This is a genomic window from Streptomyces lomondensis (assembly GCF_014651035.1).
Taxonomy (GTDB): domain Bacteria; phylum Actinomycetota; class Actinomycetes; order Streptomycetales; family Streptomycetaceae; genus Streptomyces; species Streptomyces lomondensis.
This window is the reverse complement of the sequence record NZ_BMWC01000001.1, coordinates 547,192-572,448: the sequence shown is the minus strand read 5'-3', so window position 1 is coordinate 572,448 and position 25,257 is coordinate 547,192. Positions and strand designations below refer to the sequence as shown.

The 25,257-nt window shown below is 71.0% G+C and carries 17 protein-coding genes; 1 reads left to right on the top strand and 16 read right to left on the bottom strand.

Annotated elements, in window-relative coordinates:
* Positions 1 to 255: 255 nt before the first annotated feature.
* The 15 genes from IE255_RS02470 to IE255_RS02400 all read right to left on the bottom strand — a co-directional run bounded on the left by IE255_RS02470 (position 256) and on the right by IE255_RS02400 (position 22,733).
* The gene (locus tag IE255_RS02470) at positions 256 to 4,380 is read right to left on the bottom strand and encodes an Rne/Rng family ribonuclease (RefSeq protein ID WP_190048419.1); all 4,125 of its coding nucleotides are present in this window, start codon (positions 4,378 to 4,380) and stop codon (positions 256 to 258) included.
* Between the two features lie 259 nt (positions 4,381 to 4,639).
* The gene (locus tag IE255_RS02465) at positions 4,640 to 5,422 is read right to left on the bottom strand and encodes a TIGR03936 family radical SAM-associated protein (protein ID WP_190048418.1); all 783 of its coding nucleotides are present in this window, start codon (positions 5,420 to 5,422) and stop codon (positions 4,640 to 4,642) included.
* Positions 5,423 to 5,470: 48 nt separating this feature from the next.
* Complete coding sequence (locus IE255_RS02460) at positions 5,471 to 6,643, bottom strand: phage tail tape measure protein (RefSeq protein WP_190048417.1); 1,173 nt, start codon at positions 6,641 to 6,643, stop codon at positions 5,471 to 5,473.
* 43 nt (positions 6,644 to 6,686) lie between these two features.
* Positions 6,687 to 7,157 (bottom strand): GNAT family N-acetyltransferase, encoded by a 471-nt coding sequence (locus IE255_RS02455; protein WP_190048416.1) that lies wholly within the window; start codon positions 7,155 to 7,157, stop codon positions 6,687 to 6,689.
* Between the two features lie 157 nt (positions 7,158 to 7,314).
* Positions 7,315 to 9,279, bottom strand: coding sequence for a TIGR03960 family B12-binding radical SAM protein (locus IE255_RS02450; protein WP_190048415.1), 1,965 nt, complete (start codon positions 9,277 to 9,279; stop codon positions 7,315 to 7,317).
* 79 nt (positions 9,280 to 9,358) lie between these two features.
* The gene (locus tag IE255_RS02445; protein ID WP_190048414.1) at positions 9,359 to 10,864 is read right to left on the bottom strand and encodes a CYTH and CHAD domain-containing protein; all 1,506 of its coding nucleotides are present in this window, start codon (positions 10,862 to 10,864) and stop codon (positions 9,359 to 9,361) included.
* A gap of 56 nt (positions 10,865 to 10,920) precedes the next feature.
* Entirely contained in the window at positions 10,921 to 12,123 is a 1,203-nt protein-coding gene (gene rodA / locus IE255_RS02440) for a rod shape-determining protein RodA (protein ID WP_190048413.1), read from the bottom strand.
* Positions 12,120 to 14,366, bottom strand: coding sequence for a penicillin-binding protein 2 (gene mrdA / locus IE255_RS02435; RefSeq protein WP_190048412.1), 2,247 nt, complete (start codon positions 14,364 to 14,366; stop codon positions 12,120 to 12,122). Before mrdA ends, rodA begins: the two co-directional genes overlap by 4 nt.
* 140 nt (positions 14,367 to 14,506) lie before the next feature.
* Positions 14,507 to 15,178 (bottom strand): rod shape-determining protein MreD, encoded by a 672-nt coding sequence (mreD, locus tag IE255_RS02430; protein ID WP_190048411.1) that lies wholly within the window; start codon positions 15,176 to 15,178, stop codon positions 14,507 to 14,509.
* Positions 15,179 to 15,191: 13 nt separating this feature from the next.
* Complete coding sequence (mreC, locus tag IE255_RS02425) at positions 15,192 to 16,139, bottom strand: rod shape-determining protein MreC (protein WP_190048410.1); 948 nt, start codon at positions 16,137 to 16,139, stop codon at positions 15,192 to 15,194.
* A gap of 144 nt (positions 16,140 to 16,283) precedes the next feature.
* The gene (locus IE255_RS02420) at positions 16,284 to 17,303 is read right to left on the bottom strand and encodes a rod shape-determining protein (protein WP_004001297.1); all 1,020 of its coding nucleotides are present in this window, start codon (positions 17,301 to 17,303) and stop codon (positions 16,284 to 16,286) included.
* Between the two features lie 264 nt (positions 17,304 to 17,567).
* Positions 17,568 to 17,981 carry a nucleoside-diphosphate kinase gene (ndk, locus tag IE255_RS02415; RefSeq protein ID WP_114252470.1) on the bottom strand — a complete coding sequence of 138 codons (414 nt, stop codon included), beginning with the start codon at positions 17,979 to 17,981 and terminating at the stop codon, positions 17,568 to 17,570.
* 65 nt (positions 17,982 to 18,046) lie between these two features.
* On the bottom strand, positions 18,047 to 18,403 hold the full coding sequence (locus IE255_RS02410) for a DUF4233 domain-containing protein (RefSeq protein ID WP_190048409.1): 357 nt from the start codon (positions 18,401 to 18,403) through the stop codon (positions 18,047 to 18,049).
* A gap of 6 nt (positions 18,404 to 18,409) precedes the next feature.
* Positions 18,410 to 19,930 carry a bifunctional tetrahydrofolate synthase/dihydrofolate synthase gene (gene folC, locus IE255_RS02405; RefSeq protein ID WP_190048408.1) on the bottom strand — a complete coding sequence of 507 codons (1,521 nt, stop codon included), beginning with the start codon at positions 19,928 to 19,930 and terminating at the stop codon, positions 18,410 to 18,412.
* A gap of 178 nt (positions 19,931 to 20,108) precedes the next feature.
* Positions 20,109 to 22,733, bottom strand: coding sequence for a valine--tRNA ligase (locus IE255_RS02400; RefSeq protein WP_190048407.1), 2,625 nt, complete (start codon positions 22,731 to 22,733; stop codon positions 20,109 to 20,111).
* Between the two features lie 138 nt (positions 22,734 to 22,871).
* Here IE255_RS02400 and IE255_RS02395 point away from each other — a divergent pair, with 138 nt between their 5' ends.
* Positions 22,872 to 23,816 (top strand): hypothetical protein, encoded by a 945-nt coding sequence (locus IE255_RS02395; protein ID WP_190048406.1) that lies wholly within the window; start codon positions 22,872 to 22,874, stop codon positions 23,814 to 23,816.
* A 58-nt stretch (positions 23,817 to 23,874) separates the two neighbouring features.
* Here the strand turns inward: IE255_RS02395 and clpX are convergent, their stop codons facing one another.
* Positions 23,875 to 25,161, bottom strand: a complete 1,287-nt coding sequence (gene clpX, locus IE255_RS02390; RefSeq protein WP_010041898.1) for an ATP-dependent Clp protease ATP-binding subunit ClpX — start codon at positions 25,159 to 25,161, stop codon at positions 23,875 to 23,877.
* Positions 25,162 to 25,257 lie beyond the last annotated feature (96 nt).

Below are 25,257 nucleotides of genomic sequence, written 5' to 3'. Positions count from 1 at the left end.
TCTCTCGCTCGGGAAACGGCACCCCCGCAGGCCAGCCGCCCGACAGAGCGGGCGGCCTCTCCTGGGCGCCCGGCGCCCGGAGGATGAGGTTTACGGGGATGTGGCGTGCCAGTCGACACGCCGACGGTCAAGGTTACGGGGCCGCGACCGAGGGGGTCAAACCGAGCCGGGCCCCTGACCTGTGCGCCCGGTCACGCCGGGCGCAGTCCGGGGCGTACGCGTGGGTCGCGCACGCCCCGGCAGGCGTCGTACGGGTCAGTCCTCGTCGGTGGAGGCCGAGACGGAGGAGAGCGTCTGCTCGGCCGCCGCGGTCTTCTTCGACGTGGTCTTCTTGGCGGCCGTCTTGGTGGTCTTCGCCGCCTTCTTGGCCGTCGTCTTCTTGGCCGCGGTCTTCTTCGCCGCGGTCTTCTTGGTGGCGGCCTTCTTCGCCGTGGCCTTCTTGGCCGTCTTGCGGGCCGTCTTCTTGGCCGGGGCCGACTCCTCGGAGGCCTCGCCCGCCTCGGCGGCCGGAGCACCGTCCTGCGAAGGCTCCTCCGGGGCGGCCGACGGGACGACCACGACGGCCGCCTCCTCGGACGCGGTGGGCGCGGTGGGCTTGCGCACGGCACGGCGCCGCGGACGGGCCGGGGCGGCGCTCTCGGCGGGCGCCTCGGCAGCCTCGGCCTGCTCGGCCCTGACCTCGGCCTGCTCGGCCGGAGCCTCCTCGGGCTTCGGCTCGGACACCGCGGGCGCGGTCTCGGAAACCGTCACCACAGCCGCCTCCGCCCCCGCCGGGGAACCGGCCGGCGCGGTGACCTTGCGCGTCGCCCGCCGACGGCCACGGCCCTTGGGCGCGGCCTCCTCGGCGGCCGGGGCCCCGTCGCCGGCGGCGGCGCGGGCCGCGGCCTCGACCACCGGGTCCTCGACGGCCATCGGCTCGGCCTGCGCCTGGGCGGCCGGCTCCGGCTGCACCGGACGGGCCACCTCCTGCGCGACCGTGACGTCCTGAGCCGTGGGCACCTCGGCCTGCTCGGCCCTGTCCCTGCGCTGCTCGGCCGCCTCACCGCGCGGCGCACCCGCCGGAGCCGACGCCCGCCGGCTCGCCCGGCGCCGCGTCCGCCCGCGGGTGGCCGCGGCCTCCGCCTCGGCGGCGCTGCTGTACAGCTCCTCGTCGGGCTCGAAGGCCGGCTCGGGCAGTGCGATCGGCTCGGCGATCTCGGCGCCGACCTCGGCCTCGGTCTCGGCCTCCTGCTCGGCGGTCTCGACGGCGGCCTCGTGCACGTGCGGCTGCTCGGCGGCACCGGCACGCGCCCGCTTCTTGCGCTTGCCGCCGCCACCGACCGAGGTCGGCTGCTCCATGTGCACGATGACACCGCGGCCGTTGCAGTGGACGCAGGTCTCGGAGAAGGACTCCAGCAGGCCCTGCCCGACCCGCTTGCGGGTCATCTGCACGAGCCCCAGCGAGGTCACCTCGGCGACCTGGTGCTTCGTACGGTCCCGGCCCAGGCATTCGAGCAGGCGCCGCAGCACCAGGTCACGGTTGGACTCCAGCACCATGTCGATGAAGTCGATGACGATGATGCCGCCGAGGTCGCGCAGCCGCAGCTGGCGCACGATCTCCTCGGCCGCCTCCAGGTTGTTCCTGGTGACGGTCTCCTCGAGGTTGCCGCCCTGGCCGGTGAACTTGCCGGTGTTGACGTCGACGACGACCATCGCCTCGGTCCGGTCGATCACCAGCGAACCGCCGCTGGGCAGCCAGACCTTGCGGTCCAGCGCCTTGGCGAGCTGCTCGTCGATCCGGTACGTGGCGAAGACGTCGACCTCGCTGGTCCACTTCTGGAGCCGCTCGGCGAGGTCCGGCGCGACGTGCGAGACGTACCCGTGGATCGTCGACCACGCCTCGTCGCCGCTGACGACGACCTTGGAGAAGTCCTCGTTGAAGATGTCGCGCACGACCCGGACGGTCATGTCCGGCTCGCCGTACAGCAGCGTCGGCGCGTTGCCGTTCTTGGCCTTCTTCTGGATGTCCTCCCACTGCCCCTGCAGCCGTTCGACGTCCCGGCGCAGCTCGTCCTCGCTCGCACCCTCGGCGGCGGTGCGCACGATGACGCCCGCGTCCTCGGGGACGATCTTCTTGAGGATCGTCTTCAGCCGCGCCCGCTCGGTGTCGGGCAGCTTGCGGCTGATGCCGGTCATCGAGCCCTCGGGCACGTACACGAGGTAGCGGCCGGGCAGGGAGACCTGGCTGGTCAGACGGGCGCCCTTGTGCCCGATGGGGTCCTTCGTCACCTGGACGAGCACGGACTGGCCGGACTTCAGGGCGGACTCGATGCGGCGCGGCCCGTGGGCCATGCCGAGCGCCTCGAAGTTGACCTCACCGGCGTACAGCACCGCGTTGCGGCCCTTGCCGATGTCGATGAAGGCGGCCTCCATCGACGGCAGCACGTTCTGCACCTTGCCGAGGTAGACGTTGCCGACGTACGAGGTCGCCTGCTCCTTGTTGACGTAGTGCTCGACGAGCACGTCGTCCTCGAGGACGCCGATCTGCGTCCGGTCGCCGTTCTGCCGGACGACCATCACGCGCTCGACGGCCTCGCGCCGGGCGAGGAACTCGGCCTCGGTGATGATCGGCACGCGGCGGCGGCCCTGCTCGCGGCCTTCCCGGCGGCGCTGCTTCTTGGCCTCCAGACGGGTCGAGCCCTTGATGGACTGCACCTCGTCGGACGGCTCGGCACCCTTTTCCCGCAGGGGACGGGGCTCGCGGACCTTGACGACCGTGCGCTCCGGGTCGTCTTCGGAGGGCTCGGCCTCGGCGGCGGTGTCACCGGCGCGGCGCCGGCGGCGACGGCGCCGGCGGCTGCTGCTGGAGCCGCCACCGGCCGACTCGTCACGGTCGTCGGCCTCCTCGGCCTCCTCCCGGTCCTCTTCGGTCTGCTCGGCGGTTTCCTCGGCGTCCTGCGCGGCGGCGACGTGCTCGGGCTCGCCGTCCGTGGCCTCGGCGTCGGACTCGGCGGACTCGCCGCGCCGACGGCGGCGGCCGCCCCGGCGACGGCGGCGGCGCGAGCCGGCCCCCTCGGACTCGTCGTGGTCGTCGCCCTCGGCCTGGTCCTCGGCGGACTCCTCGGCCTCCTCCTCCGTCTCGTCGACGGCGGTCTCGGCGGCGGGCGCCTCGGCCTGGGCCTCGGACTCCTCGGCGGCACCTCGGCGGCGGCGTCGGCGGCGCGACCCGGTGGGCTGCTCCTCGCGGACGTCCTCCGCCTGGGCGATCTCCTCCGGCTCTTCGGGCTCCTCGCCCCCGGCCGCCTCGGCGGCGGCCGCGGCAGCGGCCCGCTCGGGGGTCTGGAACTGGGGCTCGGTGAACACGGGCGCCTGGAACAGCGCGACCGCGGGCCGCGCCGGACGCGCCGACGGCTCGCTCTCCCCGGCGGTCGCACCGGCGGCGCGCTGCGCGCGCTGTGCGGACTTCGCTGGCTGAGCAGGCTGCGCGGGCTGTGCCGGCTCGGCGAAGCCACTGGCGGCCCTGCGGACGACCCGCCGGCGCCGACGCGGTGCGGCGTCCTCGGCGGGCTCCTCGGCCTGAGCGGCTTCGGCGGGGGCCTCGGGCGCGGAGGGCGCCTCGGCGGCGGCCTGAGCAGCGGGCGCCACGACCTCAGCGGCCCCAGCGGGCTTCTCGGTCACAGGGGCCTTCGTCTCCTCGGCGGCGATCCCTTCCGCAGCGTCCGCGGGCGCCGCGGCAGGCGCGGACGCCCGGCGCGAGGTACGCCGGCGAGCCCGGCGCGGAGCAGCGTCCTCGGAGGCGTCGGCGGCCTCGGCGGTCTCAGCGCTTTCACCGGCGACGGCCGGCTCGGCGCCGGTCGGCGCGGTCTCCACCGCCTCCGCCTCGGCCGGGGCCGCGGCGGGCGAGGTCACCGTGCGCGTCGCACGACGCCGGGAACGCCGGGGAGCGGCGTCCTCGGACGCCTCGGCGGGGGCGGAGACCTCGGCCTGCTCCGACGCCTCGGAGCCGGCCGGGGCACCAGTGGTCACCGGCACCACCGTCTCGGCGGCCTCGGCGGAGTCCGGAGAACCGGCGGGCGCCGCGGCGCGACGCACCACACGGCGCCGCTTGCGCCCGGCGGGCTCGGGCTCCTCGGCAGCGGCCTCGGAGGTCTCTGCCACCTCTGCGGCGGCTTCCTCCGCGGCGGCTTCCTCGGCCTCCTCCGGCTCGACGAGGTCGGCCGCGAGTTCACCGGGCTCAGCAGCCGGTATGGCCGGCGCGACGGTCTCCGCCGACGCGTCGGACGAGCCACCGGCGGGCGGACCGGCCGGGCGGGATGCGGCACGCCGCCGCCGGCGGGGCGGCAGGGTGTCGCTGGGAGTGTTCTGTTCGGAACCCTCGGTGGGTTCGGTCGGTTCGAGCATGCGGGCTTATCTCCCGTCAGGCTCCCGGGCGCCGCGCCTGGTCCGGCTGTGCCGGTGACGTCCGCGGCTCGCGCTGTGCGCGTCGCCGCCGTCCGGGGCGCGGGCGCCGCACGGGAGCTCTCTGTGTCCTGTCTCGCCGGTTCCGTACGCCGAATGCGTACGGCCTGGCGAAAGTCTTCTGGTCGGTACGCTGCCCGACCCAGGTGGCTCCCGAGTCCGAGGGCGGCGCTACGACGTCCGTCCCTACGCGGAACCTTCCTTACGCCGGCGCCGTCGCGGCGGCAGTCGCTTCGGCCGTTGAGTGGGCCTGAGCTGCCTCGCGGTCGGGCGCGAGCGGGTCGGTCACCGTGCCGGTCTCTTCATCGAACAGCCCCTGCGCCAGCCTGGTCACCGCTGCGGGGACCGGCGGCGCCAGGTCGGCCACGGCGCGGAGACCGGACAGGACGTCGTCGGGTCGTACGGCAGGCGTCACGTGCCGAACAACCAGCCGCAGTATCGCACAGGGCTGGTCGGTCGGCCTATCAGCCTGCGAACTGTGTGTTTCCGTGAGGTCGCCGCTCTCCAGGCTCACGACGGCGGAGCGGGCGTCGAAAGTACGGACGCCGTTCTTGGCGAGGCGCTGGACCTCGACCGTCTCGGCCGCGTTGAAGGCGTCCACCGCTCGGCGGGCCTCCTCCTGCGACACGCCGTCCAGCCGCAGCTCCCACACGGAAGCGGTCAGCCGGTCGGCGAGCCCCGAGGTGCGGGCCTCGACCGCCTCGATGATGTCGAGCCCGGCGGGCAGCGACTCGTCGAGAAGGGCCCTGAGCTGCTCCGGGTCGCGCTGCGCGGTGAGTGCGATCTCCAGGTACTCCGCCTCACTGCCCGTGCCGGTGGGTGCGGCATTGGCGTACGACACCTTCGGGTGCGGTGTGAAGCCCGCCGAGTAGGCCATCGGCACCTCGGCACGGCGCAACGCACGCTCGAAGGCGCGCTGGAAGTCACGGTGGCTGGTGAACCGGAGGCGGCCGCGCTTGGTGTAGCGCAGTCGGATGCGCTGCACCGCGGGTGCGGGCGGCGGGCCTTCGGGCTGTCGCTTGCCCAGTGTCGTTCAGTCCTTCGTGAGAGCGGTCGTACTGCTACCAAGAGTACGTGCCTCGCGGCCCGAAGGTTCCCTCCGGTCGAGCGGCCGAGGCTGCCGGGGCTCTCCGAAGAGCATCCGCCGGAAGTCGGCACGCGCCTGCCGTACGGACTCCCGGGCGGCGGCCAGCGCCTGCCGGGTGGCCCGTCCCACACTGCGGGCGGCCTCGGCAGCGGGCCGCAGGACGGTGTCGCGGACGACGTGTCCGACAGGCGTGAGCACGCTGCGGTACACCCACCGCACCGGTTCGACGAAGATCCACCGGAAGAGGGTGCCCAGGAACCGCCCGACGAAGAGTGAGATGTGCCCGGCGATCCGCCAGGCGTGCCCGAGGGCGTCCCCGATCTCCCGGCCGATGACGGCGAGGACCCGCCCGACCGGCGCGAGGATCCAGCGCCAGAGGGCGAGGGCGGGCAGCACGAGCAGGATCCGGGCGATCCAGTAGAGGGCGATGCCGACACCGGTGACGATCATGCGCACCAGCCACATGAGCCCCTCGCCGCACCAGAGGATCGCGCGTCCGACGGGCGCGAGCACCCACGTGTACAGCCACACGGCGGGGACGACGACGAGGTACCGCACGAGCCACGCCACGGCCGTGTACACGCCGACGCCGATAGCGGCGAGCACGGCGCCGAGCCCCTTCAGGACCCACATCACGGCGTGCCCGACGGGCGTGAGCAGATGCGCGTACACCCAGCCGAAGGCGGCCCCGACACCCCGCGCGACCCAGGCGATCGCGTGCCCCACCGGCGTCAGCACGTACCGGTACAGCCAGACCAGCGGCACGACGACGAGGACGTTCACGAGCCACCCCAGGGCCTGGCCCACCGGCACGACGACGTACCGCCACAGCCCCACGAACGGCCAGACGAACACGGCCCGGGCGAGCCACAGCAGCGCCCGCCCGAGCGGCCGGAACAGCACGTCGTTCAGGAACCGCCCGGCCACGACGAGCGCGTCCCACGCCATCCGCACGGGGACGACCAGCACGAGCACGACGATCCGCACGGGAATCCGGATCGCGACGGCGAGGCACCCCTCGGGCGCCGACGGCTCCCGCCCGACGGACGGCTCAGCCGGTCGCTTGCGCGGCTCGACGCGCGGCTCGGCACCCTCGCGGGGCGGTTTCTGCAGATCCATACCGTCGTAGACGCCTCAGCGGCCCGTTCGGATCCACCACGACTCACGCGCCCGTGACCCGGGCGTGCAGCAGCCGGGGCGACTCCTGGAAACCGCACCGGGCGTACGCGGGAATCGCCCGGGGGCTCGAGTGCACGGTCACCCGTTCGAGACCGAGTTCCCGGGCCCCGTCCAGCACCGCCCGGATGAGCCGCCCGCCCAGCCCGCCGTCACGCGCCTCGGGCACGACGTACACGCATTGCAGATCGCCGGAGGCCCGCCGCGGCGCCCGCGGTGTGGGCACCCGCTGCACCACGGCCAGCCAGGCCATGCCGATGACCACGGCCTCGTCGCGCACGAGCACCATGCAGCGGTGCGACCCGGCGTTCTCGCGCGCCCAGGCGACGAAGTGCCGGACGAAGTCCCCGCGTTCACCGACGGTCTCGCCGCCGCTCTCGACGAGCCACTCCCACCGAAGTGCCGCCACGGCGGCCAGTTCGCCGGGCCGGGCCGGACGGATGCTGATGTTCTCCATCAGGGCATTGTCAAGGCTGCCGGCCTACGACGGCTCCCCCAGCACACATTCCGAACTGGGGGAACCTGGCCGGGCCGGCCCCCCGGGGGAGCGTCACCGAACCGGCCTGTTCAGCGGGTCCCCCCGGGGGCCCACCTCTCACATCCCGGCTGTCACCTCAGTGCGCGTGCCCGCTCGGCGCGGGCGCCGCGTTCTTGACCGTCAGGGGCAGCAGCTTCTTGCCCGTCGGGCCGATCTGGATGTGCGTGTCCATCTGCGGGCACACCCCGCAGTCGAAGCACGGCGTCCACCGGCAGTCCTCGACCTCCGTCTCGTCGAGGGCGTCCTGCCAGTCCTCCCAGAGCCAGTCCTTGTCGAGGCCTGAGTCGAGGTGGTCCCAGGGGAGGACCTCCTCGTAGGTGCGCTCGCGGGTGGTGTACCAGTCGACGTCCACGCCGTACGGCGCGAGGGCCTTGTCGGCGCACGCCATCCAGCGGTCGTACGAGAAGTGCTCGCGCCAGCCGTCGAAGCGGCCGCCGTCGTCGTAGACCGCGCGGATGACCGCGCCGATGCGGCGGTCGCCCCGGGAGAGCAGGCCCTCGACGATGCCGGGCTTGCCGTCGTGGTAGCGGAAGCCGATGGAGCGGCCGTACTTCTTGTCGCCGCGGATCTTGTCGCGGAGCTTGGCCAGGCGGGCGTCCGTCTCCTCGGCGGAGAGCTGCGGGGCCCACTGGAAGGGCGTGTGCGGCTTGGGGACGAAGCCGCCGATCGAGACCGTGCAGCGGATGTCGTTGGACCGGGAGACCTCGCGGCCCTTGGCGATGACCTTCGTCGCCATGTCGGCGATCTGGAGGACATCGTCGTCGGTCTCCGTCGGCAGGCCGCACATGAAGTACAGCTTCACCTGGCGCCAGCCGTTGCCGTACGCCGTGGCGACCGTGCGGATCAGGTCCTCTTCCGAGACCATCTTGTTGATGACCTTGCGGATGCGCTCCGAGCCGCCCTCGGGGGCGAAGGTGAGGCCCGAGCGGCGGCCGTTCCGGGTCAGCTCGTTCGCCAGGTCGATGTTGAAGGCGTCCACACGGGTGGAAGGGAGCGAGAGGCCGATCTTGTCGTCCTCGTAGCGGTCCGCGAGGCCCTTGGCGATGTCGCCGATCTCCGAGTGGTCCGCCGACGACAGGGACAGCAGGCCGACCTCTTCGAAGCCGGTCGCCTTCAGGCCCTGCTCGACCATGTCGCCGATGCCCGTGATGGAGCGCTCGCGGACCGGGCGGGTGATCATGCCGGCCTGGCAGAAGCGGCAGCCGCGGGTGCAGCCGCGGAAGATCTCCACCGACATGCGCTCGTGGACCGTCTCCGCGAGGGGGACGAGGGGCTGCTTGGGGTACGGCCACTCGTCGAGGTCCATCACCGTGTGCTTGGAGACCCGCCACGGGACACCGCTGCGCTTCGGCACGACTCGGGCGATACGGCCGTCCGGCAGGTACTCGACGTCGTAGAAGCCGGGGACGTACACGCCGCCCGTCCTGGCCAGGCGGAAGAGGAGCTCCTCGCGGCCGCCGGGGCGGCCCTCGGCCTTCCAGGCGCGGATGATCGCGGTGATCTCCAGGACGGCCTGCTCGCCGTCGCCGATCACGGCGCAGTCGATGAAGTCCGCGATGGGCTCGGGGTTGAACGCGGCGTGGCCGCCGGCCAGGACGATCGGGGCGTCCGGGCCGCGGTCCTTGGACTCCAGCGGGATGCCGGCCAGGTCCAGGGCGGCCAGCATGTTCGTGTAGCCGAGCTCCGTGGAGAAGGACAGGCCGAGCACGTCGAACGCCTTCACCGGCCGGTGGCTGTCGACCGTGAACTGCGGGACGCCGTGCTCGCGCATCAGCTCCTCCAGGTCCGGCCAGACGCTGTAGGTGCGCTCGGCGAGGACGCCCTGCTGCTCGTTCAGGACCTCGTAGAGGATCATGACGCCCTGGTTGGGCAGGCCGACCTCGTACGCGTCCGGGTACATCAGCGCCCAGCGGACGTCGCAGGAGTCCCAGTCCTTGACCGTGGAGTTGAGCTCTCCGCCGACGTACTGGATCGGCTTCTGCACATGCGGGAGCAGAGCTTCGAGCTGCGGGAACACAGACTCGGCGGCATCGGCAGGCATCTCACGGAACCTTCGTGTGCTGGCAGGGGTGACCATCCAGACTAACGCGCCCGCGGCACCCCTCCGTACGCCCCGGGGCTCACAGGGCCCTCACCCCGCTCCTGATCCCGTCCCAGAACCCGGGCAGCTCGGCCTCCACGCGCGCGGCCCGCTGTTCCTCGCGCTCATGGAGCAGGCCGTAGGTGAAGGCGCTCTCCCCCGCCGCGTGGGCGACGGCGGACAGCTCGCGCAGGGCCTGCCGGGCCATCACGCTGTCCTGGTGCTCGCCGAGCAGGTTCTGGAGCGACTTCATGGACTTGACCATGTTCTTGGCCGGCTTGCCGAGGGCGGATTTGGCGGCTTCCGCTGCGTAGCGGGTGCGCTTGGCCTTCTTGCGGGCCTCGTGCAGCGCGACGTCCCGGTCGGTGCCGGGTTCCAGTTCCAGGGCCTGCCCGACCAGCCCGGCGACCTTGCGGAAGTCCTTCTTCACGGCCTTGGCGATCGTCTTGCCGGGTTTCTCGCCGGCCGGCTTCCGCAGCGGCGGGTGGGCGATCAGCGCGTCCAGGCTGTCGAGCAGGGCGAGGTAGCGGCGGGAGTCCAGGACGCCGATCAGCCGGCCGCGGGCCGTGCTGTGCTCGGCGCTCGACCAGCCGCGCAGGCGCTCCGCCACGGGGCCGCGGACCAGGCCGTCGGGCACCTCGTCGAGGGCCGCCGTCAGCCGTGCCGCCAGCACCTCGCGGTCGCGGTCCAGGCCCAGCTCCCCGGCCAGCCACTTCAGCTCGTCGGCCACCGGGTCGGTGACGGCCCGGTCGAGGATGTCCCCGAACGACTTGAAGGTGCTGCGCAGCCGCCGGGTGGCCACGCGCATGCGGTGCACGGCGTCCTCGGCGTCCCGGCGGACGGCCGGGTCGAACTCGACGATCGCGTCGCGCTGGGTGCTGACGTACGCGAGCACGTGGTCCCCGGCGGTCACCGGGTCCCCGGCGGCCGCGGTGGGACGTCGCTCCTCGGGCGCCGTCTCCGCCAGGGCCCGCGCCAGCTTGGACGCCGACCTCGACGGCCGTACGCCCGCCCTGCGCAGCCGCTTCTCCACCTTGTCGAGGAAGGCCGGGTCGCCCCCGTCGGCGAGCTCGACCTCCATCTCGGTCCACTGGGCCTCGCCCCCGCCGCCCGTGAGCCGCTCGGCGTGCACGGCGTCCACGCTGACCTCGGCGAGCAGCCGGCCCTCGGCGTCGACGAGGTGCCGTACGTCCCGCTCGGAGCGCAGCCGGACCACGGGCAGCAGCTCGCTGTCGCGGACCCGGGAGCGGACCAGCCCGGCGAGGTCGTCGGGCAGGGTGTCGGAGAGCGGGGCGTGGATCTCGTCGCGGACGCCCGGGGCGACCGGGAACTTCAGATGCCAGCCCGCGTCGGAGCCGCCGGTGCGGCGGCGCAGGGTGACGGACGACGCGGCGAGGCGTTCGTCGGCGGTGTCGTAGTAGGTGGCGTCGAGGTGGGCGACGCCCTTGTCCACGACGTCCGCGACACCGGCGACACCAGTCAGGTCGGGAAGCCCGCTGTCCTTCGACTCGTACTTGCGCTCGATCTCACGCTTGGTGTCCGCCATGACCCGAATCTAGTGGGCAGGGGGGCGGGGCGGCAGAGGTGCGCCCCGCCCGATGTTCACGCCGACATCGGTCTCTGCACCCGGATCGACTGCAACAGGCCGACCGCTATCCAGACGGCGAACATCGACGAACCGCCGTACGACACGAACGGCAGCGGCAGGCCGGTGACCGGCATGATGCCGAGCGTCATGCCGATGTTCTCGAACGTCTGGAAGGCGAACCAGGCGACGATCCCGGCGGCGACGATCGTGCCGTACAGGTCGGTGGTCTCGCGGGCGATCCGGCAGGCCCGCCACAGGACGATGCCGAGCAGCAGGATGATCAGGCCGCCGCCGAGGAAGCCGAGCTCCTCCCCTGCCACGGTGAAGACGAAGTCCGTCTGCTGCTCGGGCACGAACTGGCCGGTGGTCTGCGAGCCGTGGAAGAGGCCGGCGCCGGTCAGACCGCCGGAGCCGATGGCGATGCGGGCCTGGTTGGTGTTGTAGCCGACGCCCGCAGGGTCGAGTTCGGGGTTGGCGAAGGCGGCGAAGCGGGCGATCTGGTAGTCGTCGAGCACGCCGAGCTGCCAGACGGTGATCGCGCCGGCGGCTCCCGCGCCCAGCAGGCCGAAGACCCACCGGTTGGTGGCGCCGGAGGCGAGCAGCACACCGAGCACGATGATGACCATGACCATGACCGACCCGAGGTCGGGCATGAGCATCACGATCACCATGGGCACGGCGGCCAGGCCCAGTGCCTGCATGACCGTGCGGTGGTCGGGGTACTGCTTGTCGCCCGCGTCGACCCGGGCCGCCAGCAGCATCGCCATGCCCAGGATGATCGTGACCTTCACGAACTCCGAGGGCTGGAGGGAGAAGCCGCCGGGGAGTTTGATCCAGGAGTGGGCGCCGTTGATGGTGGAGCCGAGCGGGGTGAGCACCAGCAGGATCAGCAGGACCGAGAGGCCGTACAGGATCGGCACGGCCGTGCGCAGGCCGCGGTGGCCGAGCCAGATCGTGCCGGCCATCAGGGCGAGGCCGATGCCGGTGTTCAGCAGGTGCCGGACGAGGAAGTAGTACGGGTCGCCCTGGTTGAGCTCCGTGCGGTTGCGGGTCGCCGAGTAGACGAGGAGCGTGCCGAGCAGCGACAGGGCCGTCGCCGACAGCAGTATCGGCCAGTCGAGCCGCCGGGTGACCGAGTCACGGGCGAGGAGCCGCATCCAGCCGGTGCGCTCGGGCCCGTAGCCGGAGACCTGGAAGCTGTTCACACCGCCGGTCATGTCGGCAACCTCCGGCTTCCCCGCCGGCGCCGCCGCCTTCGGGTGTCACGGTTCTCCGGGGTCGGCGGGGGTGCCGTCGCCGGCTGGAGCGGGTCGGCCGGGGCGTTCGGGTCCTTCTTCTTCGCCTGCTGGTCCTTGGCCGGGTCCTTGGAGATCTTCGGGGAGGCGATGGTGCCGTCCGTCTTGACCTTCGGCAGGGCCTTCTCCGGCGTGGGCAGCAGCGCCTTCTTCGGGTCGATGTCGCCTTCCTCGGAGACGCCGTACAGCGCGTTGTAGATGTTGCGGACGGCGGGGCCCGAGGCGCCGGAGCCCGTACCACCCTGGGAGATCGTCATGACGATCGCGTAGTCCTTGGTGTACGTGGCGAACCAGGAGGTCGTCTGCTTGCCGTAGACCTCGGCCGTACCCGTCTTGGCGTGCATCGGGATCTTGTCCTGCGGCCAGCCGCCGAACCTCCAGGCGGCCGTACCGCGGGTGGCGACTCCCGCGAGGGCATCGCTTATCTCGCTGCGCGTCTTCTGGCTCATCGGCAGCTTGCCGTGCGCCTGGGGCTTGATCGGCGTGACGGTCTTGCCGTCGGCGCTGATGACGGCCTTGCCGACCGAGGGGGTGTACATCGTGCCGCCGTTGGAGATGGCGGCGTAGATGGTGGCCATCTGGATGGGCGTGACGAGCGTGTCGCCCTGGCCGATGGAGTAGTTGACGGAGTCACCGGCGCGCATGCGGTTGCCTTCGAGGCAGTTCTCGTAGGCGATCTTCTCGGCGTAGCTGCCGTTGCGCTTGCCGGTGCGGCACCAGGCGTCCTTGTTGGCCTTCCAGTAGTCCAGCTTCCACTTGCGGTCGGGGACGCGGCCGGTGACCTCGTTGGGCAGGTCGATGCCGGTCTCCTTGCCGAGGCCGAACTGGTGGGCGGTCTTGTAGAACCAGTCGTCGGGGTTCTTCTTGGGCTTGGTGCCGCCGTCCTTCTTCCACTCCTCGTGGGAGAGGCGGTAGAAGACCGTGTCGCAGGAGACCTCCAGGGCGCGGCCGAGGCTGATCGGGCCGTACCCCTTGGACTCGAAGTTCTTGAAGACCTGGCCGCCGATCGAGTACGAGCTGGAGCACTGGTAGGGGCCGTTGAAGGAGTAGCCGGCGTTGACCGCGGCGGCCGTCGGGATGACCTTGAAGATGGAGCCGGGTGCCGACTGGCCCTGGATCGCGCGGTTGAGCAGCGGGTAGTTGGACTTCTTGCCGGTGAGGCGCGCGTAGTCCTTGGCGGAGATGCCGCCCACCCAGGCGTTGGGGTCGTACGTCGGGTTCGAGGCCATGGCGACGACGCGGCCGGTCTTGGCCTCCATGACGACGACGGCGCCGGAGTCCGCCTTGTAGTTGGTGCCGGTGTTCCGGTCGTGCTGCTTGCGGGCCTCCTTCATGGCCTCGTTGAGCTGGTACTCGGCGATCCGCTGGACGCGGGCGTCGATGCTGGTGACGAGGTTGTCGCCGGGGTGGGCCGGGTCGGCCTCGGCCTGGCCGATGACGCGGCCGAGGTTGTCGACCTCGTAGCGCGTGACGCCGGCCTTGCCGCGCAGCTGCTTGTCGTACTGGCGCTCCAGGCCGGAGCGGCCGACCTGGTCGGAGCGCAGGTAGGGCGAGTTGGTGTTCTGCGCCTGCTTGATCTCCTCGTCGGTGACCGGCGAGAGGTAGCCGAGGACCTGGGCGGTGTTGGCCTTGCCCGGGCTCGGGTAGCGGCGCACGGCCTGCGGCTCGGCGGTGATGCCGGGGAAGTCCTCGGCGCGCTCGCGGATCTGGAGGGCCTGCTTGGGGGTGGCCTCGTCGGTGATGGGGATGGGCTGGTAGGGCGAGCCGTTCCAGCAGGGCTGGGGCGTCTTGGCGTCGCACAGCCGGACCTTCTCCTGGACCTCCTTGGGCGTCATGCCCAGGACTCCGGCGAGCTTGGTGAGGACTTCCTTGCCGTCGTCCGGCATCTTCAGCAGGTCCGTGCGGGAGGCGGAGACGACCAGTCGCGTCTCGTTGTCGGCGAGGGCCACCCCGCGCGCGTCCAGGATCGAGCCGCGGACGGCCGGCTGGACGACCTGCTGGACGTGGTTCCCGGACGCCTCCTTGGCGTAGGCCGCGCCCTCACGGATCTGCAGGTACCACAGGCGTCCGCCGAGGGTGAGGAGCAGGGAGAGGACGAGGACCTGGATGACGACGAGCCGGATCTGGACCCGTGGGTTCCGCCCGGTCTCGGGAATGTTGGTCACTGCGGCTGCCTCCCCCTCTCAGTGCGCGTTCGCGTGTGTGATGACGACGGATGATCGACGGGCGGTGACGAGTGATGAACGGTCGGCCCACGAGCCCGCGTTCCGACCGGACCGATCCGTTCGGGTGAATTTCCCTGCGTTCACAGCCGCTTGACCCCCTTGATGCGACCGGCCCGCGCCATCCGGGCCCGGGCCGCCTTCACCCGCAGGCCGTTGCGCTGGCTGCCGATCTTCAGGCCCGTGCCGCCCGAGAGCCAGCCGGAGGAGATGTCGGTGGCCTTGGCGGCGGAGTTGGTCTCGGCGAGCGGATCGTTCTCGGCGCGGCGGGCCAGGGCCATGATTCCCGGCACGACGAACGGGGCGAGCAGCAGGTCGTACAGGGCGGCCGTGAACAGCAGGCTGCCCAGGCCCACATGGCGGGCGGCGGTGTCACCGACGAGGGCGCCGACGCCGGCGTACAGCAGGGTGGAGCCGACCGCGGCGGCGACCACCACGACCATGGGGCCGGTGGCGGACTTCAGTTGGCCCGTCTCCGGCTTCACCAGGCCCGCGAGGTAGCCGATGACGCACAGCACGAGGGCGTACCGCCCGGCCGCGTGGTCGGCGGGCGGGGCCAGGTCGGCGAGCAGGCCCGCGCCGAAGCCGACGAGGGCGCCGCCGACATGCCCGTACACCAGCGCGAGGCCGAGGACGGTGAGCAGCATCAGGTCGGGTACCGCGCCGGGCAGATGGAGGCGGGCGAGGACGCTCACCTGGATCACCAGGGCGACGACGACCAGGGAGGAGGAGAGCAGGATCCGGTTGACGCGCATGAGGTGACAGCTCCTACTGCTCTTGCTGGTTCTGGCCGTCCGCGGGGGCCTCGGCGGACGGCGTCACGGTCACCGTCACCGTCGGCCTGGGGGTCGGCTTGGGCTTGGGCGGGAGCACGGTGTCGCGCGGGTCCTTCTTCGGGGCCTCGACGACGACGCCGACGATGTCGAGCTTGGTGAAGCTCGCGTACGGCGTGACGTAGAGGGTGCGGGTCAGGTCGCCGCCGGAGGGGTCGACGCGGGAGACCACGCCGACGGGCACGCCGGGCACGAACGGCCGGTCGGCCTGCGAGCCGAAGGTGACGAGGCGGTCGCCCTTCTTCACCTCGGCCTTGCCGTTGAGGAGTTCGACGCGCAGCGGGCGGTCGCCCTGCCCGGAGGCGAAGCCCAGTTCGTCGCTGTCCTCCATCCGGGTGCCGACCGTGAAGTCGGGGTCGCTGGCGAGCAGCACCGTCGCGGTGTTGGGCCCGACCGTGGTGACGCGCCCGACCAGCCCGTCCCCGTTCAGGACGGTCATGTCGCGCTTGATGCCGTCGTTGGCGCCGACGTCGATGGTGATGGTCCAGGAGAAGCCCTGCGCCGCTCCTATGGCGATGACCTCGGCGCCCTTGATGCCGTACTGGCCCTGCCCGGCGACCTTCAGCATCTTGTCGAGCTGCTTGAGGCGGCTGCGGGCGCGGTCGTCGCTGCCGAGCCGCGCCTTCAGGGCCGCGTTCTCCTCTTCCAGTACGGCGAGCCGGTCATGCCGCTCGCCGGAGTCACGGATGGCGGAGACCGCGTTGCCGACCGGGTCGACCGCGGCCGACACACCGCTCTCGATCGGGCCGAAGACCGTGGCCGCGGCCTGCCGGGCGCCGTCGACGGGCGAGTCCTCCCCACCGCGGATGTCCACCGTGATCAACGCGAACGCGATGGCGATCAGCAGCACCAGGAGCAGCCGGCTCTCTCGTGTGTCCCTCACGTGCGGCGGCCGTGCCCTTCCTCATCGGAATTCGGGAAGCCCCAGGGAAACCCGAGGGGCTGCTTTGTGGGAGCTTATGCATCTGTATCAACGATCCGCCGTACGAGAGGAGATCGTCCCGTACGGCGGAATCGAAGAGTTACGTCATCTGCGCGGCTGGGCGTCCAGCACCTGCTGGAGCGCCTCGAACTCCTCGACGCACTTACCGGAACCGAGCGCGACGCTGTCCAGGGGGTCCTCGGCGATGTGGATCGGCATGCCGGTCTCCCTGCGCAGCCGCTCGTCCAGACCCCGCAGCAGCGCTCCGCCGCCGGTCAGAACGATTCCTCGGTCCATGATGTCGCCGGACAGCTCCGGCGGGCACTTGTCGAGGGTGGTCTTGACGGCGTCGACGATGGCGTTGACCGGCTCCTCGATCGCCTTGCGGACTTCGGCCGCGGAGATGACGACGGTCTTCGGCAGCCCGGACACCAGGTCCCGGCCGCGGATTTCGGTGTGCTCGTCGGAGTCGAGGTCGTACGCCGAACCGATCGTGATCTTGATTTGTTCGGCCGTGCGTTCGCCCAGCAGGAGGGAGTACTCCTTCTTGATGTGCTGGATGATCGCGTTGTCCAGTTCGTCGCCCGCGACGCGGATGGACTGGGCGGTGACGATGCCGCCGAGGGAGATGACCGCGACCTCCGTCGTGCCGCCGCCGATGTCGACCACCATGTTGCCCGTGGCCTCGTGGACCGGCAGGCCGGAGCCGATGGCCGCGGCCATGGGCTCCTCGATGATGTGCACCTGGCGGGCGCCGGCCTGGGACGACGCCTCGATGACGGCACGGCGCTCGACGCCCGTGATGCCGGAGGGCACGCAGACGACGACCCGCGGACGAGCCAGATACCGCCGCTTGTGGATCTTCAGAATGAAGTAGCGGAGCATCCGCTCGGTGATCTCGAAGTCGGCGATCACGCCGTCCTTCAGCGGACGAACGGCAACGATGTTGCCGGGCGTGCGCCCGATCATCTTCTTCGCTTCGGCGCCGACCGCGAGGATGCCACCGGTGTTGGTGTTGATCGCGACAACGGACGGCTCGTTGAGTACGATCCCGCGACCCCTGACGTACACCAGCGTGTTGGCGGTCCCGAGGTCGACAGCCATGTCACGGCCGATGAACGACATTGAGTTCCCCATCAGGATTCGTCTGGCCTTCCCAGGAGCTTTTGAGGGCATTTCAGGTAGGCAAAGGTGGGTGCTGTGACGTGAAGGCTTCCATCGTAGACGCGCCTTCGCGAACACTGCGGGAGGGTCTCCGCCATTGTCAGCAGATGCCGTGCGGGTTCGCTTCTGGAGACGGGCGTTTGGGGAGCATCGTTCCCTCGATCGCCACGCATATGCCAGAAAAGTCCGGGGGCGGTGCCCCCAGACTTTGCTCGGCGTTCGCCCTTACGCGCGACCCGGGAAGAAAATCTTCACCTCGCGCTCGGCGGACTCCTCGGAGTCGGAGGCGTGGATCAGGTTCTCCCGGACGATCACGCCGTAGTCGCCGCGGATGGAACCGGGCGCCGCGGCGATCGGGTCGGTCGGGCCGGCCAACTGGCGCAGCCCCTCGATGACCCGCTCCCCCTCGACGATCATCGCCACGACCGGGCCGGAGGCCATGAACTCCACCAGCGGCTCGTAGAAGGGCTTGCCCTTGTGCTCGCCGTAGTGCTGCTCCAGCGTGTCCTGGTCCAGGGTGCGCAGTTCCAGCGCGGTGATCGCCCAGCCCGCCTTGCGCTCGATGCGGCTGATGATCTCGCCGGTCAGGCCGCGACGGACGGCGTCGGGCTTGAGGAGGACGAGGGTGCGCTGGCTCACGACGGGCTCCTTGTGCGTAAAGGTTTAGCGGTGAGACGAGGTTACCCGGCGTGTCGGGCCGCCTGTTACGCAGCGTCAGGTGAGGAGGAGCCGGCCTGGGCCGCGAATCTCGCCTTCGCCTCGTCCACCTTCCGCCCGTAGTGCACGGACGCCCACCACAGGGCCGCGAAGATCGCGCCCAGGAAGAACATGGTCGGCACGGCGAAGCCCGACGCGATGAGCGCGATCTGCAGCGCCCAGCCGAGCGCGACCCCGCCCGGGCGCGTCACCAGGCCGCACAGCAGCAGGCACAGGAACATGGCGATGCCGCTGACCGTCCACACGGTCGTCATGGACAGGTCGGGGTCCTTCATGGCGACCAGACCGGCGAATCCGATGACGAAGAACTCGCCGATCAGCGTCGAAGAACAGAGCGTACGCACGGGATCTCAGCCCTTCCCCAGGAGCAGTCGGGCCTCGCCGACGGTGATGACGGAACCGGTGACGAGCACACCGCCGCCCGCGAACTCGCCCTCCTCCTCGGCCAGCGTGATGGCGGCCTCCAGTGCGTCGGGCAGCCGCGGCTCGACCTGGACGCGCTCCTCGCCGAACACCTCGACGGCGATGCCGGCGAGTTCGTCGGCGTCCATCGCGCGGTGGCTGGAGTTCTGCGTGACGACGACCTCGGCGAACACCGGCTCGAAGGCCTCCAGCAGCCCCCGTACGTTCTTGTCGCCGCTCGCGCCGACCACGCCGATGAGGCGGCTGAACTGGAAGGCCTCCCCGATCGCCTCGGCCGCCGCGCGGGCGCCCGCCGGGTTGTGGGCGGCGTCCAGCACGACGGTCGGCGACCGCCGTACGACCTCCAGCCGGCCCGGGGAGGCGACGGCGGCGAAGGCCTTGCGGACCGTGTCCAGGTCCAGCGGATCGGGCCGCTGCGCGCCGACGCCGAAGAACGCCTCGACGGCGGCGAGCGCGACGGCCGCGTTGTGCGCCTGGTGCGCGCCGTGCAGCGGCAGGTACACCTCGGTGTACTCGCCGCCGAGCCCGCGCAGTGTCAGCAGCTGCCCGCCGACGGCCACCTGCCGGTCCACGACCCCGAACTCCAGGCCCTCCCGGGCCACGGTCGCGTCCACCTCGACGGCCTTCTTCAGCAGCACCTGCGCCGCCTCGACCGGCTGCTGCGCCAGGATGACGGTGGCGCCCTGCTTGATGATGCCGGCCTTCTCCGTGGCGATCTCGGCATGCGTGGTGCCGAGCCGGTCGGTGTGGTCGAGGTCGATGGGCGTGACGACGGCGACGTCACCGTCGATCACGTTCGTGGCGTCCCAGGAGCCACCCATGCCGACCTCGACGACGGCGACGTCGGCGGGCGCGTCGGCGAACGCCGCGTACGCCATGCCGGTGAGCACCTCGAAGAAGGACAGCCGGTACTCCTGCGCCGCGTCGACCATCTCCACGTACGGCTTGATGTCCTGGTACGTCTCGATGAACCGCTCGGGCGAGATGGGGGCGCCGTCCAGGCTGATGCGCTCGGTGATCGACTGCACGTGCGGCGAGGTGTAGCGGCCGGTGCGCAGCTCGAAGGCGCCGAGCAGGGCCTCGATCATGCGGGCCGTGGAGGTCTTGCCGTTCGTGCCCGTGATGTGGATCGACGGGTACGACCGCTGCGGCTCACCCAGGACGTCCATCAGCGCGGCGATGCGGCTGACCGAGGGCTCCAGCTTGGTCTCGCCCCAGCGCGTGGCGAGCTCCGCCTCGACCTCGCGCAGGGCCTTGTCCACCTCGGGGTCGGCGGGCCGGGTGGGGATGTCGGCGTCGGGCGGGCCGCCCTGGGTGCGCAGGGTTCGACTACCGGCTTCGATGATCGCGAGGTCGGGGTCGCGGTCGGTTTCGGCCGCGATGATCTCGTCGAAGTCGTTGAGGGGGTCGGGCTGGTCGTCGCTGTGGTCTGGAGGGAGCTCGCTCACGGGGCCAGTCTACGGAGCGGGGGTGACAACGGTGGGGGGTGGTTTGTGTCGTCCGGTGTCTGCGGGCCGGTGGGGGCCGGTCGCGCAGTTCCCCGCGCCCCTGGGGGCGTCGCCCCTGAGCTACGTCTGAGGCCCCCGGGCCTGACAGCACCGGGGGCCTCACACACCGTACGAACCCTTAACCCTGCGGCAGCCTCTCCAGCTGCGCCTGAATCCGGGCGATGTCCTCCTCCGCCTTGGTGAGGCGGGTGCGGATCTTGTCCACGACGTGGTCGGGGGCCTTCGCCAGGAACGCCTCGTTGCCGAGCTTGGCGTTGGCCTGCGCCTTCTCCTTCTCCGCCGCCGCGAGGTCCTTCGCGAGGCGCTTGCGCTCCGCCGCCACGTCGATCGTGCCGGAGAGGTCGAGGGCGACCTCGGCGCCGGCGACCGGGAGGGTCGCGGTGGCCGTGAAGCCGTCGCCCTCGGGCTGGAGGCGCAGGAGCTGGCGGATGGCCGCCTCATGGGGCGCGAACCGCGTGCCGTCCAGGGTCAGCCGGGCCGGGACCCGCTGGCCGGGCTGGAGGCCCTGGTCGGCGCGGAAGCGGCGGACCTCGGTGATGACCGACTGGAGGCTCTCGATCTCGCGCTCGGCGTCGGCGTCCCGGAAGCCACTGTCCTTCGGCCACTCGGCGATGACGACCGACTCGCCGCCGGTGAGCGTGGTCCACAGGGTCTCGGTGACGAACGGGACCACCGGGTGCAGCAGCTTCAGCGTGACGTCGAGGACCTCGCCGAGGACGCGCTTGCTGACCTCGGCCGCCTCGCCGCCCGCCTGGAACGTCGTCTTGGACAGCTCGACGTACCAGTCGAAGACCTCGTCCCACGCGAAGTGGAACAGGGCGTCGGAGAGCTTCGCGAACTGGTAGTCGTCGTAGAACGCGTCGACTTCGGCGACGACCGTGTTGAGGCGGGAGAGGATCCAGCGGTCCGTCGAGGACATCCTCGACGGCTCCGGCAGCGGGCCCTCGACCGTCGCGCCGTTCATCAGCGCGAAGCGCGTCGCGTTCCAGATCTTGTTGGCGAAGTTGCGCGAGCCCTGGACCCAGTCCTCACCGATCGGGACGTCGACGCCCGGGTTGGCGCCGCGGGCGAGGGTGAAGCGGAGCGCGTCGCTGCCGTACTTGTCCATCCAGTCCAGCGGGTTGACCGCGTTGCCGAAGGACTTCGACATCTTCTTGCCGAACTGGTCGCGGACCATGCCGTGCAGGGCGATGGTGTGGAACGGCGGGGTGCCGTCCATCGCGTACAGGCCGAACATCATCATCCGGGCGACCCAGAAGAAGAGGATGTCGTAGCCGGTGACCAGGACCGAGTTCGGATAGAACTTCGCGAGCGCATCGGTCTGCTCGGGCCAGCCGAGCGTGGAGAACGGCCACAGGCCGGAGGAGAACCAGGTGTCGAGGACGTCGGTGTCCTGACGCCAGCCCTCGCCGCTCGGCGGCTCCTCGTCGGGGCCGACGCAGACGACCTCGCCGTTCGGGCCGTACCAGACCGGGATGCGGTGGCCCCACCACAACTGCCGCGAGATGCACCAGTCGTGGAGGTTGTCGACCCAGTCGAAGTAGCGCTTCTCCATCTCCTGCGGGTGGATCTTGACCCGGCCGTCGCGGACCGCGTCACCGGCGGCCTTCGCGAGCGGCCCGACCTTGACCCACCACTGCATGGACAGCCGCGGCTCAATGGTGGTCTTGCAGCGCGAGCAGTGGCCGACGGAGTGGACGTACGGCCGCTTCTCGGCGACGATCCGCCCTTCGGCGCGCAGGGCCGCGACGATCGCCGACCGCGCTTCCAGCCGGTCCAGGCCCTGGAAGGGGCCGTGGGCGGTGATCACCGCGTGCTCGTCCATGATCGTCAGGGCCGGGAGGTCGTGGCGCTGGCCGATCTCGAAGTCGTTCGGGTCGTGGGCCGGGGTGACCTTGACGGCACCCGTGCCGAACTCCGGGTCGACGTGCTCGTCCGCGACGACCGGGATGGAGCGGTCGGTCAACGGCAGCTTGACCAGCTTGCCGATCAGGTGCTGGTACCGCTCGTCCTCGGGGTGCACGGCGACGGCCGTGTCACCGAGCATGGTCTCGGCGCGGGTCGTGGCGACCACGATGGTGTCGTCCCCGTCGCCGTACTTCATGGAGACGAGCTCGCCGTCGTCGTCCTGGTACTCGACCTCGATGTCCGAGATGGCGGTCAGGCATCGGGGGCACCAGTTGATGATGCGCTCGGCGCGGTAGATCAGCTCGTCGTCGTAGAGCCGCTTGAAGATGGTCTGGACGGCCTGGGACAGGCCCTCGTCCATCGTGAAGCGCTCGCGCGACCAGGCGACGCCGTCGCCCAACCGCCGCATCTGGCCGCTGATCTGCCCGCCGGACTCGCCCTTCCACTGCCAGACCCGCTCGACGAAGGCCTCGCGGCCCAGGTCGTGCCGGGACTTGCCCTCCTTGGCGAGCTCCCGCTCGACGACGTTCTGCGTGGCGATACCGGCGTGGTCCATGCCCGGCTGCCACAGCGTCTCGAAGCCCTGCATCCGCTTACGGCGGGTCAGGGCGTCGATGAGGGTGTGCTCGAAGGCGTGCCCGAGGTGCAGGCTGCCCGTGACGTTCGGCGGCGGGATGACGATGGTGTACGGCGGCTTGTCGCTCTTCTCGTCGGCCTCGAAGTAACCCCGCTCTACCCAGCGCTCGTACAGCGGCCCCTCTACGTCGGCCGGCGCGTACTGGGTCGGCAGGTCGGTGCTGGGCGCTGGTGGCTGCTGCTGAGCGTTCTCGGTCACGGGGGTCAGTTTAGAGGTGTCACTACCCCGTCCCGAAACGCGTTTCGTTTGTAACGGTGGGGGGCCCGATGCCATGCACACGGCGGGTCTGCGCCAGGATGTCTCGAACGCACAAGCATCTGGAGGGGAACCCAGAACATGAGTTACAACCAGCCGGGCCCGTACGGCGGGCAGCCCCAGCAGCCCGGACCGTACGGCCAGCCCGGTCCGTACGGCCAGCCGCCGCAGGCTCCGCAGCCCGGCTACGGCTACCCCCAGCAGGCCCCTCCGCCCCAGCCCGGCTACGGCTACCCGCAGCAGCCCCCGCAGGGCGTCCCGCCCCAGCCGGGCCCCTACGGCCAGCAGCCGCAGCCGCCGTACGGCCAGGCCCCGTACGGCATGCCGCCCCAGCCCCCGGCTCCGGGCGGCGGCAAGAAGAAGACCGGCATCATCATCGGCGCCGTGGCGCTCGTGGCGGCGGTCGGCGTGGGCGCGTACTTCGTGATCGGCGGGGGCGGCGGCGGCTTGGAGGACGACGGGCCGCACAAGCTCACGACGCCGGCGACGGTGCTCAGCGACTACAAGCGCACCACGAAGGACGGGTCGACCGTCGGCGCCGACTCGACGTCGGAGCTGGAGAAGAGCGGCGTCAAGAACGCCAAGACCGCGGCGGGCCTCTACTCCACGGTGGACCTGAGCGACTACGACCCCGACGATCCGTCGTCGGCGGCAAAGATGGCGACGGCCAAGACCCTGTCGGTGGCCGGTGCCTACGGCGAGATCTCCGACCCGGAGGCGACCCTGGACCTGTTCTTCGCCAACTTCAAGAAGTCGGCCGAGAAGGAATCCACCACCGGGTCCGGCAAACCCGAGCTGGTCGGCGAGCCCGAGGAGGCCGACCTCGACGGCGCGGCCATGAAGTGCCAGTCGGTCAAGGGGCAGGACCAGCTGACCAAGCAGGAGAAGACCAACTGGTTCTGCGCGTGGGCCGACTACAGCACCATCGCCATCGTGTCGCCGGGCGACGCGGCGCAGGGCGTCACCAAGGACGTGGCGATCGACCTCACCACAAAGGTCCGTGAGGAAGTGCGCGTCAAGGCCTGACGCCGGTAACGAGGAAGGCGCCCAGCAGCAGTGCTGGGCGCCTTCGCGCAGTTGGTGACTAGGCCGTCTTCTGCTCGCCCGGCCCGCGCCCCCGCGCATCCCGCGGGATCAGTGTCGGGTTGACGTTCGACTGGACGACGTCCGCCGTGATGACGACCCGGGCCACGTCCTTGCGGGACGGGACCTCGTACATCACGCCCTGGAGGACCTCCTCCATGATGGCCCTCAGGCCACGCGCGCCGGTCTGGCGGAGGATGGCCTGGTCGGCGATGGCTTCCAGGGCCTCGCGCTCGAAGTCCAGCTCCACGCCGTCGAGTTCGAAGAGGCGCTGGTACTGCTTGACGAGCGCGTTGCGCGGCTCGACGAGGATCTGGAGCAGGGCCTCGCGGTCCAGGTTGTGGACCGAGGTGATGACCGGCAGGCGGCCGATGAACTCGGGGATCATGCCGAACTTGACCAGGTCCTCCGGCATGACCTCCTGGAACTGGTCCTTGGACTCCATCTCGCGCTTGGAGCGGATCTGCGCGCCGAAGCCGATGCCCTTGGCGCCGGCCCGGGACTCGATGATCTTCTCCAGTCCGGCGAAGGCACCGCCCACGATGAACAGCACGTTCGTCGTGTCGATCTGGATGAACTCCTGGTGGGGGTGCTTGCGCCCGCCCTGCGGCGGCACCGAGGCCGTGGTGCCCTCCAGGATCTTCAGCAGGGCCTGCTGGACGCCCTCGCCCGAGACGTCGCGCGTGATCGAGGGGTTTTCACTCTTCCGCGCGACCTTATCGATCTCGTCGATGTAGATGATCCCGGTCTCGGCCTTCTTGACGTCGTAGTCGGCCGCCTGGATCAGCTTGAGCAGGATGTTCTCGACGTCCTCGCCGACGTATCCCGCCTCCGTCAGGGCCGTGGCGTCGGCGATCGCGAAGGGGACGTTCAGCATGCGCGCGAGGGTCTGCGCGAGGAGGGTCTTGCCGGAACCCGTGGGGCCGAGGAGGAGGATGTTGGACTTCGCCAGCTCGATGGCATCGTCCCGGCCGTTCGCCCCGCCGTTCTCACCGGCCTGGACTCGTTTGTAGTGGTTGTACACCGCGACCGAGAGGGCCTTCTTGGCGGCCTCCTGGCCGACCACGTACCCCTCGAGGAACTCGTAGATCTCGCGGGGCTTCGGGAGCTCCTCCCAGCGGACCTCGCTGGTCTCCGCCAGTTCTTCTTCGATGATCTCGTTGCAGAGGTCGATGCACTCGTCGCAGATGTACACACCGGGCCCTGCGATGAGCTTCTTGACCTGCTTCTGGCTCTTGCCGCAGAACGAGCACTTGAGCAGATCGCCGCCGTCACCGATGCGTGCCACGGTGTGCTTCCCCTTCGCCTGGGAGACTCCTGGACGCCGACGTCCAAGCGGACTCCTGGTGCTGCCTTATGTCCGACGGTACCTTGCCGGGCCCCC